This window comes from Gemmatimonadota bacterium (assembly GCA_040882465.1).
GTDB lineage: Bacteria > Gemmatimonadota > Gemmatimonadetes > Longimicrobiales > Gaopeijiaceae > JBBEBG01.
Genome location: JBBEBG010000018.1, coordinates 49,517 through 64,927 on the forward strand (window position 1 = coordinate 49,517; position 15,411 = coordinate 64,927).

The window sequence follows — 15,411 nt, forward strand, 5'->3', positions numbered from 1 at the left end:
GCCTGGAATGAAGGTGAAGATCTGCGGCCTGACCCGTCCGGAGGACGCCATCCTCGCCCAGGACGCGGGGGCTTCGTACATCGGGGCCGTCCTCGTTTCGGATTCCCCTCGTGTGGTGTCGCCTGAGCGCGCGCGAGAGCTTTCCTCGGCCGTCACGATCCCGCTCGTGATCGTCACCGGGGACCTGGATCCCGAGGTCGTCGCCGAAGCGGCCGAGACCGCGGGTGCCGCCGTCATTCAGGTTCATGGGGAGGCCTCTCCCCAAGATCTGGCCGAGCTCCGCGCCCGCGGAAGTTGGGAACTCTGGAAAGCGGTCAGGGTCCGCACCCGGGCGGACGTGATCGCGGGCCTTGCGTGGTTCGGTGAGGTGGCCGATCTCCTTCTCCTCGACGGATGGCACCCCTCGGCGTTGGGAGGATCGGGAACCCCCTTCCCCTGGGAGGAGGCGATGGCGCTCGATGCGGAGGTGCGCTCCGGGCTCCGGATCGGCGCCGCGGGCGGGCTTTCGCCTGAAAATGTGGCCGAGGTCGTGCGTCGCCTGGCCCCCGATCTCGTGGACGTGAGCTCCGGTGTCGAGGCGAGCCCCGGGATCAAAGATCCGGGGAAAGTCCGTGACTTCGTGCGGCGCGCGCGCGAAGCGACCCGTTCCATCTGACACGCCCAGCCAGGATGCCCGAGAGTTCGTCACGCTCAGCTCCGCTCGCTTCTCGCGAGCGTCGGGACCGCAGCTTTGGCCGGTTCGGCGGTCGTTACGTCCCCGAGACGTTGATCGCGGCCCTCGACGAACTCGAGGAAGCGTACGCGGCGTCCCAGAGCGACCCCGCCTTCCGAGAAGAGCTCGACGGGCTCCTGCGCGACTTCGTCGGGCGACCTTCGCCCCTGACGCGTGCGCGCCGCCTCGAAGCGGAGGCAGGATGGGGTCCCATCTACCTCAAGCGGGAGGACCTGAATCACACGGGCGCCCACAAGATCAACAACACGATCGGGCAGGCCCTTCTCTCCCGTCGCATGGGAAAACGACGCATCATCGCCGAGACGGGCGCGGGGCAACATGGCGTAGCGACGGCCACCGCCTGTGCCCTCTTCGATCTCGAGTGTGTCGTCTACATGGGTGCCGAGGACGTCGAGCGCCAAGCGCTGAACGTTTTCCGGATGGAGCTCCTCGGGGCCGAAGTGCGGCCGGTGGACTCGGGGACGCGGACGCTCAAGGACGCCACGAACGAGGCGATTCGCGACTGGGTCACGAACGTGACCACGACGCACTACATCATCGGGTCGGTCGTGGGTCCGGCCCCCTTCCCGCGCATCGTGCGCGACTTCCAGTCCGTCATCGGCGGCGAGGCGCGAGAGCAGATCCTGGCCGTCGAAGGGCGCCTCCCCTCTGCCGTCGTCGCCTGTGTCGGGGGCGGGTCGAACGCGATGGGAATCTTCCACGCCTTCGTGAACGATCCCGGGGTCGAACTCGTCGGCGTCGAAGCGGCGGGCGAGGGACTCGCTTCCGGCCATCACTCGGCCTCGCTCGCTGCGGGAGTTCCGGGCGTTTTGCACGGGTCTCTCTCGTATCTCCTCCAGGACGAGGATGGCCAGATCTCGCCGGCACACTCGATCTCGGCGGGGCTGGACTATCCAGGTGTCGGTCCCGAACATTCGTTTCTGAAGGAAACGGGGCGCGCCCGTTACGTTTCGGTCGAGGATCGAGCGGCGCTCGAGGCGTTTCATCGCCTTTCGAGGCTCGAGGGGATCATTCCCGCGCTGGAGACGGCGCACGCGGTCGCCTACCTTTTGGGGGACGGCCGGACCGAAGTCGGCGACGGTCCGGCGATCCTCTGCCTGAGTGGACGCGGAGACAAGGATGTGGCGCATGTCGCCCGGCTCGAGGGTCGCGGCGCCCTCCTTTAGCCGATCCGGGTCGGCGGGAATTGGCCCGGCCCGACCCTTGCTGGTGATCTACAGGTCGCACGCTGGCCCGCACAGACCACGGACTACTCTCGTGCCGCACTACTTTGACAAACATCCGCTCCGGAGTGCGGCCTGATGGAGACCGGGCGGTCCCCTTCGCCTGCTGGCTCCCCGGTTGGGCTCGACTGGAACGATGCGGGCGAGCTGCCCCTCGAAGAAGTCCGCGACGTTTTCCTCACCCTGACGAAGACGCTTCGGGCCTTTCAGTTGTACGACGCTCAAAATCCGGCGGCCCACCGATTCGCCGCGGCACTGCGTGCCGCCTTCCAAAAGGTCTGGGAATCGCGGGACGAGATTCAGGTCCTCGTGCAGGAGGACCGGTTCATCTGGATCGGTGAAGAGGTTTATCGGAATCCGAACCGTGCGGACTCCCTCTCCTTCATCTTTTACCGCGACGGCATTCGCGACCTGACTTTTTTCCGGGGCGTGGAGGACGAGATCCATCTCCTCCTCGGTGCCCTCCAGCGGGCGAAGAGCCAGCGGGACGAGGGCGAAGACCTGGTCACGATTCTTTGGGACCTCGGCCTTCAGCACGTCACCCACTCGGCCGTCGAGCTCGGGATCGAGGGGGCGGATCTCCTGGACCCCGATAAAATTCCGTCCGCTGGCGCGGGCCGCCTCGCTCAGGCGGCGCAGGAAATCCGCTCGGAGGCCTCGGAAGCTCCCGCGGCCGGCGAATTGGCGGATTCCCCGGAGGGAGGCGGTGGCGGCGGCGGAACGCCGGGCGTGGTCCGCACGGAGGACTTCAACCCCACCCTCTATGCCTTCGACGAGGAAGAGAAGAGGCACCTCCAGGAGGCCGTGAGAAAGGAAATGGAGCGGGACCTGCGGACGGATGTGGTCCACGCCCTTCTCGATGCACTCGAGGATCCGACTCAGCCGGCTCGCCAGTCGGAGATCGTGGAACTTCTACGAACGGTTCTCCCGAATTTCCTGAGTCGCGGGGCGGTCCTCCCCGCGGCGATCGTGGTCAGGGAGATTCGCAAGATCGCGACGGGCACTGCCGTGCTCGGCCCCGAGGCGAAGTCGGCCACGGCACAGCTGATCGAGGACCTCTCTTCCCCGGAAGTCGTCGCGGAAATTCTCCGGGCGCTCCAGGAGGGCTCCGTCCGGGCGGACGCCGCGGAGCTCGGGGAGCTCCTCCAATGCCTCGGGCCGGCCGCCCTCGAGTCGCTCGTGGCCGGCGTGGAGTCGGCTCCCACCGAAGCCGGGCGCCACGTCCTCCGCGAGGCGATGCGGGGCATTGCCGATGCGAATCGGGAGGCCGTGGTCCGGCTCTTCGACTCGCCCGATCCGACGGTCGTGCTCGGGGCGGTTCGCCTCGCGGGACAACTGCAGATGGAGGAGGCCGCCTCGGCGCTCGCTTCTCTCATCGACCGAGCCCCGACGGATGTCCGGCTTGCCGCGCTGGAAGTCGCGGCACAACTTCGCTCGCCTCTCATCGCGGGTGCGCTCCTTCGCCTCCTGCGCGAAAAGAACCGCGACCTCCGCATCGCGGCCGCGCGCGTGCTCGGTGGAACCGGTTATCCGCCCGCGGCCCGCGAGCTTCGCAAAATCCTCGAGGGGAAGGAGCTCAAGGCCGCCGACGTGAGCGAAAAGGTCGCCTTCTTCGAGGCCTATGGCCGTCTCGGCGGCGAAGAAGCCGTCACCTACCTGAACGGCATCCTCAACGGGAAGGGGTTCCTCGGAAGGCGGGAGTCCTCCGAAGTGCGGGCGGGCGCCGCGCTCGGGCTGGGGAAGGTCGGCACACCCATGGCGCGCGCCGCGCTCGAGACCGCACGGTCGGATGACGATCCCGTGGTGCGAAGCGCCGCTGGGCGCGCGATTCGGGGCGAGGGGGGCGGTGATGGATAGGGAGTCGAACGGGAAGGGGACGGTCGCGGCTACGGTCTCTCCTCAGGACGAGGGGCGGAAGCTCCTCGCGGCGATGTACGGAGCGATGCGGGCGCTCAAGCTCTATCCCCTCGAAAACGACGTGGTCCAGCAGGCGCTCTTGGAGCTGCACGGACTCGTAACCATCGCGCTCGAACGGATGGGGACGATCGAAGTGCGGATGATGGGCGACTTCTTCTTCCTGAACGAAACCCGGCTCCGCCTCGATCTGCGCAACTTCTCCACTTTCGGATCCTTCGCGCTTGCGCTCCGGAGCCATGGCGTCGGAGAGATCGTCGTGGACGGAAGGGTCCAAAGCCGGGAATGGGCTCCCTTCCTCTCCCTCTTCCTCAGAAGTCCGGACGAGGCCGATCCCTTCAGCGGCTTCGCTGACCGTTTCGCCGGAACGCCCGTCGAACACATTTCGGTCAACTCCGAGCGGGACGCTCCCCTCCTCGACCTCAAGGGTGAGGCGATGGAAGGGGCTAAGCGGACCTACGCCTATTCGGTCCAGGCGGCCCGAGACGCCCTCTCCGACGTGCGCATGGGGAGGGCGGTGAACGTCGGAAGGGTGAAGCGCGCGGTGCAGGGGATCGTGGATCAGGTGATCTCGGACGAGCCGTCGATTCTCGCAATGACCACACTTCGCGAGTTCGACGAATACACCTTCACACATTCGGTGAACGTTTGCATCTTCTCGGTCGTGATCGGCCAGCGGCTCGAGCTGGAAAAGTCACAGCTCTACGAACTTGGGCTCGCGGCTCTGGTCCACGATGTGGGAAAGTCCCGGATCAGCGGCGAGGTGATCAACAAGCAGGCGGAGCTCACGAACGCGGAGTGGGAGATCCTGAAGGAGCATCCCACGGAAGGGCTGATCGCCATCTTTCAGATGCACGGATTTCCGGATATTCCGTACCGGCAGATGCTCGTCGCCTACGAACACCACATGAAGACCGATCTGAGCGGGTACCCCCCGGTCCGCCGTCCCCGAGAGATCGGGCTCTTTTCGCGCATCGTGGCGGTGGCGGACGGTTTCGACGCGGGGACGTCCGTCCGGAGTTACCAGTACAAGCCCTGGACGCCGGATGCAGTTCTCAAAGAGATGCGGGACAATCCGGATCGCGGCTTCGATCAGCTTCTCGTGAAGGCCCTGATGACGGCGACCGGCGTCTATCCGGTGGGAACGCTCGTGATTCTCGATACCTTCGAGCTCGCCGTGGTCACGCGGGCAAATGTGAACCCGGACCGGCCCCACCAGCCTGAGGTGAAGATCCTGGCGGACTCGATGGGGATGCCCCTCCCGGAGCCTCGCGTCGTCAGCCTCGACGAGGTGGACCCGGTTACCGGAGAGTTGAAGCGGACCGTCATCAAGACGGCGGATCCGAACCGGTATCAAATCAACGTCGCCGCCTACGTGACCTGACGTCCTCATGCGAGATCCCGTGTCCACGACAGCCGTAGGACCTTCCGCCGCGACCGCGCCCTCGATCTCGGCCGCGCTCCGCGCCCGCAGGGAACAGGGGGAGGCCGCTCTGATTCCTTACGTCTGCGCCGGGTACCCTTCGTCCGGCGAGAGCCTCGCGCTGATGCGCGCGGCCGCCACCGTGGGCGCCGATGTGATCGAGCTCGGGATCCCATTCTCCGATCCGCTTGCGGACGGTCCCACGATCCAGCGTGCCACCTTTCAGGCCCTCGAGCGCGGGATGACCGTGCGGGGTGCCCTCGCGCTCCTTCGCGAGTTCCGGGCGACGAACGACACGCCGGTAGTTCTCTTCACCTATCTGAACCCGGTGCACCACTTCGGCGTGCGGGATTTCGTGAGGGAAGCGCGAGAGGCGGGGGCGCAGGGGCTGCTCCTCACCGACCTTCCGGCCGGCGCGGATCCCACCCTCGAGCGCGCGATTGGAGAGGGGGGACTCGACCTCATTCGCCTCATCGCCCCCACGACGCTGCCGGCCCGCGTGCGGGAAATTGCGGCGGGCGCCTCGGGGTTCCTCTATTACATCTCGCGAGCCGGAGTCACCGGCGCGAGGTCGGAGTTGAGGAATGAGCTCGCCCGCGAAGTCGGGGGACTGCGGGCACTCACCAAGCTCCCCATCGCTGTGGGTTTCGGAATTTCAAGCCCGGCCCAGGCGGCAGAGGTCGCAGGGGTGGCCGACGGCGTCGTCGTGGGGAGCGCCCTCACCGACGCGGTCGAGCGCGGTGGTGTCGAGGGGGGAAAGGTGTTTCTCGCGGGGCTCCGCAGCGCGATGGACGCCGCTCGCGGCTGAAGGCGCCCATTCCATTCAGCTTCTTTCCGGACCCCGTTCGAGGCGGGCGGCGAGCGCAGGGTCCGGCTCGACCATCAGCGTCTCGAACCGTTCCGGGACCACCGTGCCCGGAGGGGATCTTCGCGGTTTCCGGACATGTTTTCGCCGGGTCCAGACGACGGAGACGCTCGCCGAGCCCCGTGCCTCCGAGTGGAGGGCGGCCAACGTCGCAGCTTCCACGAGGTCGCGGCGAGGCGGGCCTTCCTCCCGTCCCCACCGGAGGATGACGTGGGCCCCCGGAGTCTGCCGCGCGTGCAACCAGATGTCGTCGGGAGACGAGTGGTGGAAGGTCAGCTCGTCATTCTGGCGCGCTCCCCGTCCCACCCGAATCTCGAGGCCGCCCGAGCTGGAATAACGGCGAAAGGGTAAGGCGGGCGCCTGCTGCACGGGTCGGCGCCGCGCAGTCTTCGGCTCCGGCCCCAACGCCTCGTCCAGGTCCGTCCAGGGGAGCTCGCCCGCACGCACGCGAGACGCGAGACCTTTCCAGCGGGCGAGCTCCAACTCTGCTTCCGTAATCCGGGCGGGGAGGATTTCGCGGGCGCGCTCGATTCGTCCCGCTTCAGCGTAGAACCGTGCCGCATTTTCTTGCGGCGGGAGGGACGGGTCGAGCGCGACCTCGGCCGCCGAGCCGTCGAAGTCGCGGAGGGTAACCTGCCCCTCACCTCGGGGGATCTCATTGTAACGGGCGAGGATCAGATCGCCCGTTCCCCGGAGCGCCGAGGGATCACCCGGCTCCTCGAGCTCCCGACGGAGCGCCGCACCCCGGGACTCGGCGCGGCGGATGCGGTCTTGGGCGCGGGCGAGGAGGCGCCAAGGGACGAGGAGGGAGGCGGGCGGTGCGACCTCCTCGGCGCGGGCGCGCGAAAGCCGGAAGGCCTCGAGAAGCGAGGGCGCCGGTTCTGCCTCGAGTCCTTCGAGCGGGACCGGATAGGGGAGTGGCCCCGCTTCCGCTTGGAGGAGGAAGGAGCCCCATGCGGCCGGGTCCGTCATCGCCTTCCAGCGCTCCCACCCGTTTTCCCCGAGGAGGGCATGGACGTTGAGGGACGAGGTCCACGCGACTCCGGCCAGAATGGCCCGCCTCCGCCCTTCCGCCGTAACCCCCCCGCTGGACGCGATTTCCTCCCATTCGCGAGCGTCGAGTGCGGGCTCGATCCCCCGGCGACCCGTTTGCGGCGGCGGGCGATATACTTCCCCGACCGTGAGGCGGCGGGTCCCCTTCGGTCGCGGGAGGAGGACCGCGCGCAGGCGCCGGCTTCCCGCGTCCACGACCAGGGCGTTCCAGCGATTTCCGACCATCTCGAAGACGAGCTCCAACCGTCCGCTCTTCCGAGCGATTTCCACCGCGATGGCGCTGTCGTCTGGGAATGACCGCACCGCCGCGACTCTTCCGGCGAGCGCACGTGCCTCCGGGAGAAGGTCCGAGGGAGGGAGGAGGGAGACCCAGCCGCACGAAGGATGGAGCTCCACCGCAAGGGTATGATCGGAGAGGTGAAGGAGGACGAGCCGCGCGTCGGGGTCGAGGAGGACCGCGCGCACGCGGGCACCCACCAGCGCATCCGAAAGGGCGCGTGCGGTCGCGGCGGCGAGGAGGGGGTCCCAGCGGACAGGCATGTCGGAAAAAGTAACCCGAGCCTGTCGAGGCACCGAGCGAGACAATGGGTCGCCAAGTCGGAGAGCGGCAAAGTCAGGGGCTCGCCGCCGGGAACGGCGGCACGAACCAAGGGTTTGACACATTTCCGGGGTCTCTCTATCGTCGGGCGACAAATTGCCCTTCCTTCCGCCGGAGTCGCATGGCTCCGCCACCAACGTGTCCACCCAGCCCCCATCTCCCTCCACGAAGTCGACGGTCCGGGAGTTCCTGGCGCTCAAATCGCGGGGGACTCCGATCACCGTCCTGACCTGCTACGACGTCCTCTTCGCGAGGATTCTCGAAGAGGCCGGAGTGGACATGATTCTGGTCGGGGATTCTCTCGGACAGGTCGTCCTTGGATACGATTCCACCCTCCCGGTCACCCTCGAGGAGATGATTCATCACGCGGGAGCGGTACGCCGGGGGGCGCCACACACCTTCATCGTGATGGACCTCCCTTTCCTGACTTATCAGGCCTCGGACGAGGATGCGGTGCGAAGCGGGGGGCGGGCCCTGAAAGAGGCCGAGGTGGAGGCAGTGAAGCTCGAGGGGGGGCACGCTTCAGCCTGCGACCGCGTGCGGGCGCTCGTCCGGGCGGGGATTCCCGTGATGGGCCACCTGGGTTTCGTCCCGCAGTCGGTTCATGCCCTCGGCGGCTACAGGGTCCAGGGACGTGGACCGGAGGCGGCGGACCGGCTCCTCGAAGAGGCCAAGGCTCTGGAGGAGGCCGGGTGTTTTTCGATCGTCCTCGAGCTCGTGCCCGGAGAGGTCGCCGCGAAGATTTCCCGGATTCTCACGATTCCGACCATTGGAATCGGGGCCGGCGCGGCATGCGATGGGCAGGTCCTCGTCCTTCCCGACGCCCTCGGCTTGAATCCGGGGTTCACTCCCCGCTTCCTGAAGCGGTTCGCGGAGCTCGGGGCGGCGGCGGAGGAGGGGGTGAGGGCATATCTCGAGGAGGTGCGCGCTCGCCGCTATCCGGGGCCCGAACACACCTTCGGGACGGAGGGATGATCCCCGGTGAGGGCCGGCCCGCAGTGGCGCGCACCCGAGAGGAACTCGACAAGCTCCTCGCCGAGGTGCGTGCGAGCGGAAAGAGCGTAGCCCTCGTCCCGACGATGGGGTCGCTCCACTCGGGTCACCTGACGCTTTTCGACCGCGCAGCGGTTCTCGGAGACGTCGTCGCGGCCTCCATCTTCGTGAATCCGCTTCAGTTCGGACTGGACGAGGATTACGCGCGTTACCCAAGAGACCTCGGCCGCGACGCGGATCTCGCCGGCTCCAGGGGCGTTTCGCTGGTTTTCGCCCCCGATGAATCGGTGATGTACCCGGACGGGGCGGCTCTCGTCCGCGTATCTCCTGGTCCCCTGGGCGAACGGCTCTGCGGCCCTTACCGCCCCGGCCACTTCGAAGGGGTGTTGACGGTTGTCGCGAAGCTGTTCGGGATCGTGCGTCCCGACTTCGCGGTCTTCGGCCGAAAAGACCTTCAGCAGGCGGTCCTCATCGGCCGCATGGTCAAGGACCTCGAGCTCGGGGTGCGGATCGAGATCGCGCCCCTCGTGCGCGACGAAGACGGGCTCGCGCTGAGCTCGCGGAATGCGTACCTGTCTGACCAGGAACGCGCGCAGGCCCTCGGGTTGTCGCAGGCCCTCGCGGCGGCCGACGGACTCTTTCGCTCGGGCGAGATCAGCGCAGGGAACCTGATCGGGCGATTCGCCGAAGTCGCCGCCGGGCATCCCGGGCTCACGCTCCAATACGCGGAGCTCGTTGACCCCGAGACCCTCGAAGCCGCACAAAGCGTCACGGTTGGAACGGTCCTCGCTGTTGCGGCCTTCGTGGGACGGACCCGTCTCATTGACAATCTCGTGCTCGGCGCGAAAGTCCTGGATCCGCGGATCCCCCTAGCGAAGCCCGTGGAGGCAAAACGATGAGAGAGACTCCAGGCCGCCGGAGCGCGGGCGACGCATGCGAGGGCGCGGCGCTCCATGGGTAGGACGAGAAGGCGGGAGCCCATCTGGCCGCTCGGCCTCATGCTTGCAGTCGTCGCCGCCGGACTCGGAATCGGAGGGCTTTTCCCCGGCGTGCTCGGCCGAGGGGACGGGAGCGGCCTTGTCGAGAACCTCGCCGAAGATGGCGCGGTTCCAGCCCCGGGCGCCCGAGTTCGCGTGGAGGTGTTGAACGGGGGCGGGGTGCAGGGGATGGCGGGGCGCGCCACGGAGCTCCTCCGCGACGACGGGTTCGACGTCGTCTATTTCGGGAACGCGCAGAGCGTTGCGCGGGGCGGATCGGTCGTCCTGGCGAGAACCTCGAATCGGGATGCCGCCGCCGAGGTGGCGGCCGCGCTCGGGATCGGGGTGGTCAGGCTCGAGCCGGATTCCACGCTGCTCGTGGATGTGACCGTCCTCCTTGGGTCCGAGTGGGCCCCCGCCGAGGAGAGGTAAGTGATGGATAGGCGCGAACGCATGCGGAGGAGGAGGGACCAACGGCCGCAAGCGGGGGGGCGCGCCTCGGAGCTGGCCGGGCCGTCCGGGGAAGGGCCCCGGGGCGGAAGAGCTCGAGGCGGAGAGCTCTGGGAGTGGACGAAGACCATCCTCCTCACGCTCGGCCTCCTGGTCGTCATCCGCACCTTTCTCGTCCAAACCTTCGTGATCACTTCGGGTTCGATGGAGGACACCCTCCTCGTCGGCGACTTCCTGATGGTGAACCGCGTCGCGCTCGGAACCCGGATTCCCGGGACCCTCACCCTGACCCCTGGATATTCTGAGCCGGAGCGGGGCGATGTGCTCGTCTTCGATCCCGCGCACGAAGAGGGGATGAAGCTGGTGAAGCGCCTCGTAGGGATGCCGGGGGACACGCTCGAGATGCGCCAGAAGCGGCTCTACCTGAACGGGGCCATACAGGAAGAGCCCTATGTGAAATGGAGCGACCCAACTGGCGACGACCAGGATCCGCGCATGCTCTGGCAACGCGACCACCTGGCCCCCGGGGTGGATCCGGCGGCATACCGGCCTACGCGCGACACTTGGGGTCCGCTGGTGGTCCCGATGGGGCACTATTTCATGCTCGGGGACAACCGGGATTTCTCGCTGGATTCCCGATATTGGGGCGTGATCGAACGCTGGCGCCTCGAAGGACGGGCGATGTTCTTCTACTTCTCCTACAACCGCGATTCGACCGAAGCCTTTCCCTTTTTCCGCGAGATCCGTTGGGACCGGATCGGGAACAGGATCGAATAGGGTCGCGGGGAGGGAGGCGGAGGGGAGCATGCGTCTCCCTACCGTACTTTTTCGCCCCGCGCGTTCCGGGGTTCGGCCCCCGGACGGTCGGCGCATGCTCCCCTCCGCCTCCCTCCCCGCGACCCCCGTCGAATAGTGAATAACTGCGGGGGCTTGGGGGAACCGGAGCATGTCGGAAATTGAGTAGACCTACCCTGTCGTAAGTCTCCGGAAGGGCGCGGCTAACCGGAATGGGAGAGCAATCCCACGGTCCAATGCCCTCGCACCCACACGCCCGCCCATATGCACCAGAGACTTCGCCCGTAGCTGCCCGCAAGCCGCGCCGATGTCTCGCCCGCGAGGCTCCCGGACCGCGACCGACACTCCTGCCCGCTCCAACGTCCTGCGGAAATGCTCGACCCGATCGGGAGTGGACGGTTTCCAGTCCTGATCGGGAATCGGGTTGTAGGGGATGAGGTTCACGAAGGCTCGAACCTCCCGCGCGAGACGCGCGAGCTCCGGGGCCAGCTCGTCCGCGTCGTTGATCCCCCCGATCATCGTGTATTCGAAAGTGACCCGGCGCCCCTTTCCCTCGGTGAAGCGCCGGACCGCCTCGATCACCTCGGGGAGCGGGTAACGACGCTCGAGGGGGATCAGTTCACCGCGGAGCTCGTGCACCGGGGCGTGAAGCGAGAGCGCGAGCCCGAACTGTTCCGGGCGCGCGGCGAGTTCGAGGATCCCGGGGACCACGCCGACCGTCGAGACCGTGATTCGGCGCGCGCCCATGCCAAAGCCCTGATTCAGGATGGTCAGAGATGCGTTGACGGCGCTCCTGTTGGCGAGGGGCTCGCCCATCCCCATGTACACCACGTTGGTGAGCGACCCATAACCCTCTTCGTGGGCCCACCGCCGTGACGCCCGGTACTGCCCCGCGATTTCTCCGGCGGAGAGCTGGCGCGAAAACCCGCCCCAACCCGTCGAGCAAAAGGTGCACCCCATCGCGCACCCGGCCTGGGAAGAGATGCAGAGTGTGAGCCGATCCTCCGTTGGAATGAGGACGGATTCGACCAGGTCCCCGTCGTCCAGCCGCCAGAGATGCTTCGCCGTCCCGTCCGCGGACCGTGACATGGTGGCGAGGTGCGGCTCACCCAGGGTGAAGGCGGCCGCCAGGGCCCCGCGCTCCGCGGCGGGGAGATTGGTCATTTCCTCGATGGTGGCAACATCGGACTCGTACACCCATTTTCGTACCTGTTCGGTCCGGAAGGCGGGTTGGCCTCGGGCCGCGAAGTGAGCCCCGACCGCAGAGGCGAGCTCCGCCGGGGTCAGGTCGAGAAGAGTCACGGGCCCGCTTGCCGGGGACGGCGGCTTCCCCGAGCCCCGATCCGATTCCGTCATAGGTCCCCTCGTTGCTTGAGTACCGCAGAGTGCGCCATTAAGTTAGCGATCGCCTCACTCCCGATGAATCGGGCGTCGGACGGCTCCGGAGGGCCGTAGGTTCGGCGACGCGGGAGGCGCTTCCCGGGGTCCCCTTTCTCATTGCGAGAGCTTCGAGAAGCGACGGTTCCGCACTTCCGATCGATCCCGACCCCCTCGCCGGTTCCCCGAACCCGCCGTCTCACGTCAGCCGCAGGAGCCGAATGAAGGGCACGAGCGCGGGGATCTCCGACTTCTCCACCGGGCTGCGCACGCGGCTCGCCGGTTCGCTCGACGCGGGTGCCGCGGGACGCCGGGAGACACTGGTCGGGTGGGTCCATCGCCGGCGTGACCTCGGAGGGCTCCTCTTCGTGGACCTCAGGGACCGGGGAGGTGTGGTCCAACTTTCTTTCGGACCTGAGTGGACCGAGGCCGAAAGCCTGCGTCGGGCGGGAAAGCTCGGGAGCGAGGACGTCATCCGTGTGGAAGGGGAGGTCGCTCCGCGTCCGCCGGAAGCCCGCAACGTAGAGCTGGCCAGCGGCGAGATCGAGGTGAAGGTCCATCGGTTGGAGCTTCTCAATCCCGCCGAAACGCCCGCAATCCCGGTCTACCGAGCCCCCGACGAGGAGCTCCCGGCCGAGGAGTTGCGGCTGAGGCACCGCCACCTCGACCTGCGCCGCGCCGAGCTCCAGGAGCACCTCCGACTCCGGCACCGCCTCCTCCTCACGACGCGGAACTACTTCGACCGAATGGGTTTCGTCGAGGTCGAGACTCCGATCCTCACAAAAACGACGCCGGAAGGCGCCCGCGACTACCTCGTCCCCAGCCGCGTGCACCCCGGCGAGTTTTACGCCCTGCCGCAGAGTCCCCAGATCTACAAGCAGGTCCTGATGACGGCCGGCTTCGACCGGTACCTGCAGATCGCGCGTTGCTTTCGTGACGAGGACCTCCGAGCGGACCGCCAGCCCGAATTCACTCAGATCGACGTCGAGGCCTCCTTCATTACGCCTGAGGACATCGTCCGTTGGATCGAGGGGCTCATGCGCGAGCTCGCGGAGGTGGCGGGGGTCGAAGGAGAGCCCCCCTTCCCACGGCTCACGCACGCGGAGGCCCTCGAACGCTTCGGTTCCGACCGTCCGGACCTTCGTTGGACTCTCGAGGTCTCCGACTGGACCTCGGCGCTCCGGGGGGTGGAGTCCGATCTCCTGCGCAAGATCGTCGCGGAGGGCGGGCGGATTCGCGGCCTTCGGATTCCGGGGGGCGCGCGGCTTCCGAGAAAAGGGGTCGAGGCGCTCGAGGGGGTGGCGAGGTCAGCGGGCGCTCCGGGCCTTCTCTGGGCGAAGCACGGCGCGGACGACACCAGCGGCCCGCTTTCCCGTTGGCTCGGCGATGCGGAGTGGAGTGCGCTCGGAGCGGCCGCAGAGGACCTCTTTCTGGTGGCGGCCGGGCCGGACCGTGTGACATCGCCCGCCCTCTCCGCGGTGCGAGGCGCGGCCATCCGGGCGCTCGAGATTCCACCGGAGCGCGCCCACGCCTGGCTCTGGGTGCTCGACTTTCCCCTCTTCGAGGAAGTGGACGGTGTCCTGTACGCAGGCCACCACCCCTTCGTTCTCCCCCACCCGGACGACATGGAGCTCCTCGACTCCGCTCCGGGGTCGGCGCGGGGGCTCGCCTACGACCTCGTATACAACGGCTCGGAGCTGGGGTCCGGAAGCATCCGTATTCACGAGCCCGGGCTCCAGCGCCGCATTCTCCGAATCCTCGGGCTGGAGGATGCGGCGATCGGCCGCAAGTTCGGGTTCCTCCTGGAGGCGCTCGGCTCGGGCGCGCCTCCCCACGGAGGGATCGCGCTCGGCGTGGATCGCATCGTGAAGGACTTCACCGGGGCGGGAAGCCTCCGTGACGTCATCGCCTTCCCGAAGACGACGGCCGCCCGGGCCCTGTTCGAGGGTGCACCGACGCCGGTCACTCGCGAGGAGCTCGACTCGCTCCGGCTCACGGTGCGCGCCGAGCGGACCGGGTAGAGCCGCGCATGGAGCGGATGGAGCGAACGATCGTCGAACATCGGCTGGACGCCGAAGGAGCCGACCACCTCCTTCTGGCCGGAGTGAATGACGCGAACATGCAGGAGCTCGCCAGGCTCTTCGAGATCCGAGTCGTCCTGCGAGGGGATCAGCTCCTCCTATCCGGCGAAGTCGATCGGATGGAGCGCGCGGTTCCGGTGATTCAGCACCTGATCGAGCTCGCGCGGCTTCGCGCACCCTTCGACACGGGTGACGTGGCGCGAATCGCGGAAGAGTTCGACCGGAGCGGTGCGGTCCGCATTCTCTCCGACGACGAACGGATCCGGATCGCCCTTCCGGGAACCCGTCGTGTGATCACCGCGAAGTCGGCGGGCCAGGAAGGGTACCTGCGCGCGATTCTGGACCACGACATCGTGATCGGGATCGGTCCGGCGGGGACGGGGAAGACCTATCTCGCGGTCGCGGCGGCCGTGGACGCTCTCTACCGGAAACGCGTCCGCCGCATCGTCCTCGCCCGTCCCGCGGTCGAAGCCGGAGAAAACTTGGGCTTCCTCCCCGGCGACCTCCAGGAGAAGGTGGACCCTTACCTCAGGCCACTCTACGACGCGCTCGAGGACATGATGCCGAGCGACCGCGTGAATCGGGCGCTGGAGGACCGCACCATCGAGATCGCTCCTCTCGCCTACATGCGTGGTCGGACTCTCTCGGACGCCTTCGTGATCCTGGATGAGGCACAAAACGCGACCACAGCGCAGATGAAGATGTTCCTCACTCGGCTCGGGTTGAACTCGAAGGTGGTCATCACGGGCGACAAGACTCAGATCGACCTTCCCCGATCGGAGGATTCCGGGCTCCTCGAGGTGGAGCGCATTCTCAAGGGAATCGAGGGGATCTCCTTCATTTACCTGGACGGCGCGGACGTGATTCGGCACCGTCTGGTGAAGGACATCATTCGAGCGTACGCCGAGGCCGGAGACGAGGAGGAATAA

The 15,411-nt window shown here is 67.4% G+C and carries 13 protein-coding genes; 11 read left to right on the plus strand and 2 right to left on the minus strand.

From position 1 onward, the window contains the following. The first annotated feature begins 7 nt into the window (after window positions 1–7). The 5 genes from WEG36_05575 to trpA all read left to right on the plus strand — a co-directional run bounded on the left by WEG36_05575 (window position 8) and on the right by trpA (window position 6,101). Window positions 8–655: a phosphoribosylanthranilate isomerase gene (locus WEG36_05575; protein ID MEX1257070.1), complete on the plus strand. Its 648-nt coding sequence runs from the start codon at window positions 8–10 to the stop codon at window positions 653–655. A gap of 14 nt (window positions 656–669) precedes the next feature. Further along, window positions 670–1,899, plus strand: a complete 1,230-nt coding sequence (gene trpB / locus WEG36_05580) for a tryptophan synthase subunit beta (GenBank protein ID MEX1257071.1) — start codon at window positions 670–672, stop codon at window positions 1,897–1,899. A gap of 135 nt (window positions 1,900–2,034) precedes the next feature. After that, complete coding sequence (locus WEG36_05585; protein ID MEX1257072.1) at window positions 2,035–3,813, plus strand: HEAT repeat domain-containing protein; 1,779 nt, start codon at window positions 2,035–2,037, stop codon at window positions 3,811–3,813. Continuing rightward, on the plus strand, window positions 3,806–5,254 hold the full coding sequence (locus WEG36_05590) for an HD domain-containing phosphohydrolase (GenBank protein MEX1257073.1): 1,449 nt from the start codon (window positions 3,806–3,808) through the stop codon (window positions 5,252–5,254). The genes WEG36_05585 and WEG36_05590 overlap by 8 nt, the downstream gene beginning before the upstream one ends. A 19-nt stretch (window positions 5,255–5,273) precedes the next feature. After that, on the plus strand, window positions 5,274–6,101 hold the full coding sequence (gene trpA / locus WEG36_05595; protein MEX1257074.1) for a tryptophan synthase subunit alpha: 828 nt from the start codon (window positions 5,274–5,276) through the stop codon (window positions 6,099–6,101). 15 nt (window positions 6,102–6,116) lie between these two features. Here the strand turns inward: trpA and WEG36_05600 are convergent, their stop codons facing one another. Beyond that, the gene (locus WEG36_05600; GenBank protein ID MEX1257075.1) at window positions 6,117–7,751 is read right to left on the minus strand and encodes an NFACT RNA binding domain-containing protein; all 1,635 of its coding nucleotides are present in this window, start codon (window positions 7,749–7,751) and stop codon (window positions 6,117–6,119) included. A gap of 154 nt (window positions 7,752–7,905) precedes the next feature. Here WEG36_05600 and panB point away from each other — a divergent pair, with 154 nt between their 5' ends. From panB to lepB, 4 genes are read left to right on the plus strand one after another with little or no spacing between them, the layout of a single operon-like run. Beyond that, window positions 7,906–8,784, plus strand: a complete 879-nt coding sequence (gene panB, locus WEG36_05605) for a 3-methyl-2-oxobutanoate hydroxymethyltransferase (protein MEX1257076.1) — start codon at window positions 7,906–7,908, stop codon at window positions 8,782–8,784. Further along, entirely contained in the window at window positions 8,781–9,701 is a 921-nt protein-coding gene (gene panC, locus WEG36_05610) for a pantoate--beta-alanine ligase (GenBank protein ID MEX1257077.1), read from the plus strand. The genes panB and panC overlap by 4 nt, the downstream gene beginning before the upstream one ends. Window positions 9,702–9,755: 54 nt before the next feature. Continuing rightward, window positions 9,756–10,211, plus strand: a complete 456-nt coding sequence (locus tag WEG36_05615) for a LytR C-terminal domain-containing protein (protein ID MEX1257078.1) — start codon at window positions 9,756–9,758, stop codon at window positions 10,209–10,211. A gap of 3 nt (window positions 10,212–10,214) precedes the next feature. Further along, complete coding sequence (lepB, locus tag WEG36_05620; GenBank protein ID MEX1257079.1) at window positions 10,215–11,006, plus strand: signal peptidase I; 792 nt, start codon at window positions 10,215–10,217, stop codon at window positions 11,004–11,006. 189 nt (window positions 11,007–11,195) lie between these two features. Here lepB and rlmN read toward each other — a convergent pair whose 3' ends face one another. After that, complete coding sequence (rlmN, locus tag WEG36_05625; GenBank protein MEX1257080.1) at window positions 11,196–12,380, minus strand: 23S rRNA (adenine(2503)-C(2))-methyltransferase RlmN; 1,185 nt, start codon at window positions 12,378–12,380, stop codon at window positions 11,196–11,198. Between the two features lie 242 nt (window positions 12,381–12,622). Here rlmN and aspS point away from each other — a divergent pair, with 242 nt between their 5' ends. Further along, window positions 12,623–14,422, plus strand: a complete 1,800-nt coding sequence (aspS, locus tag WEG36_05630) for an aspartate--tRNA ligase (GenBank protein ID MEX1257081.1) — start codon at window positions 12,623–12,625, stop codon at window positions 14,420–14,422. Window positions 14,423–14,439: 17 nt separating this feature from the next. Next, window positions 14,440–15,411: a PhoH family protein gene (locus WEG36_05635; GenBank protein ID MEX1257082.1), complete on the plus strand. Its 972-nt coding sequence runs from the start codon at window positions 14,440–14,442 to the stop codon at window positions 15,409–15,411.

Excerpts from the sequence above, each read along its gene's own strand:
- WEG36_05615 (MEX1257078.1), top strand. The coding sequence starts at position 9,756 with ATGGGTAGGACGAGAAGGCGGGAGCCCATCTGGCCGCTCGGCCTCATG.
- trpB (MEX1257071.1), top strand. The coding sequence starts at position 670 with ATGCCCGAGAGTTCGTCACGCTCAGCTCCGCTCGCTTCTCGCGAGCGT.
- WEG36_05585 (MEX1257072.1), top strand. The coding sequence starts at position 2,035 with ATGGAGACCGGGCGGTCCCCTTCGCCTGCTGGCTCCCCGGTTGGGCTC.
- lepB (MEX1257079.1), top strand. The coding sequence starts at position 10,215 with ATGGATAGGCGCGAACGCATGCGGAGGAGGAGGGACCAACGGCCGCAA.
- panC (MEX1257077.1), top strand. The coding sequence starts at position 8,781 with ATGATCCCCGGTGAGGGCCGGCCCGCAGTGGCGCGCACCCGAGAGGAA.
- rlmN (MEX1257080.1), bottom strand. The coding sequence starts at position 12,380 with ATGACGGAATCGGATCGGGGCTCGGGGAAGCCGCCGTCCCCGGCAAGC.
- WEG36_05575 (MEX1257070.1), top strand. The coding sequence starts at position 8 with ATGAAGGTGAAGATCTGCGGCCTGACCCGTCCGGAGGACGCCATCCTC.
- WEG36_05600 (MEX1257075.1), bottom strand. The coding sequence starts at position 7,751 with ATGCCTGTCCGCTGGGACCCCCTCCTCGCCGCCGCGACCGCACGCGCC.
- WEG36_05635 (MEX1257082.1), top strand. The coding sequence starts at position 14,440 with ATGGAGCGAACGATCGTCGAACATCGGCTGGACGCCGAAGGAGCCGAC.
- WEG36_05590 (MEX1257073.1), top strand. The coding sequence starts at position 3,806 with ATGGATAGGGAGTCGAACGGGAAGGGGACGGTCGCGGCTACGGTCTCT.
- aspS (MEX1257081.1), top strand. The coding sequence starts at position 12,623 with ATGAAGGGCACGAGCGCGGGGATCTCCGACTTCTCCACCGGGCTGCGC.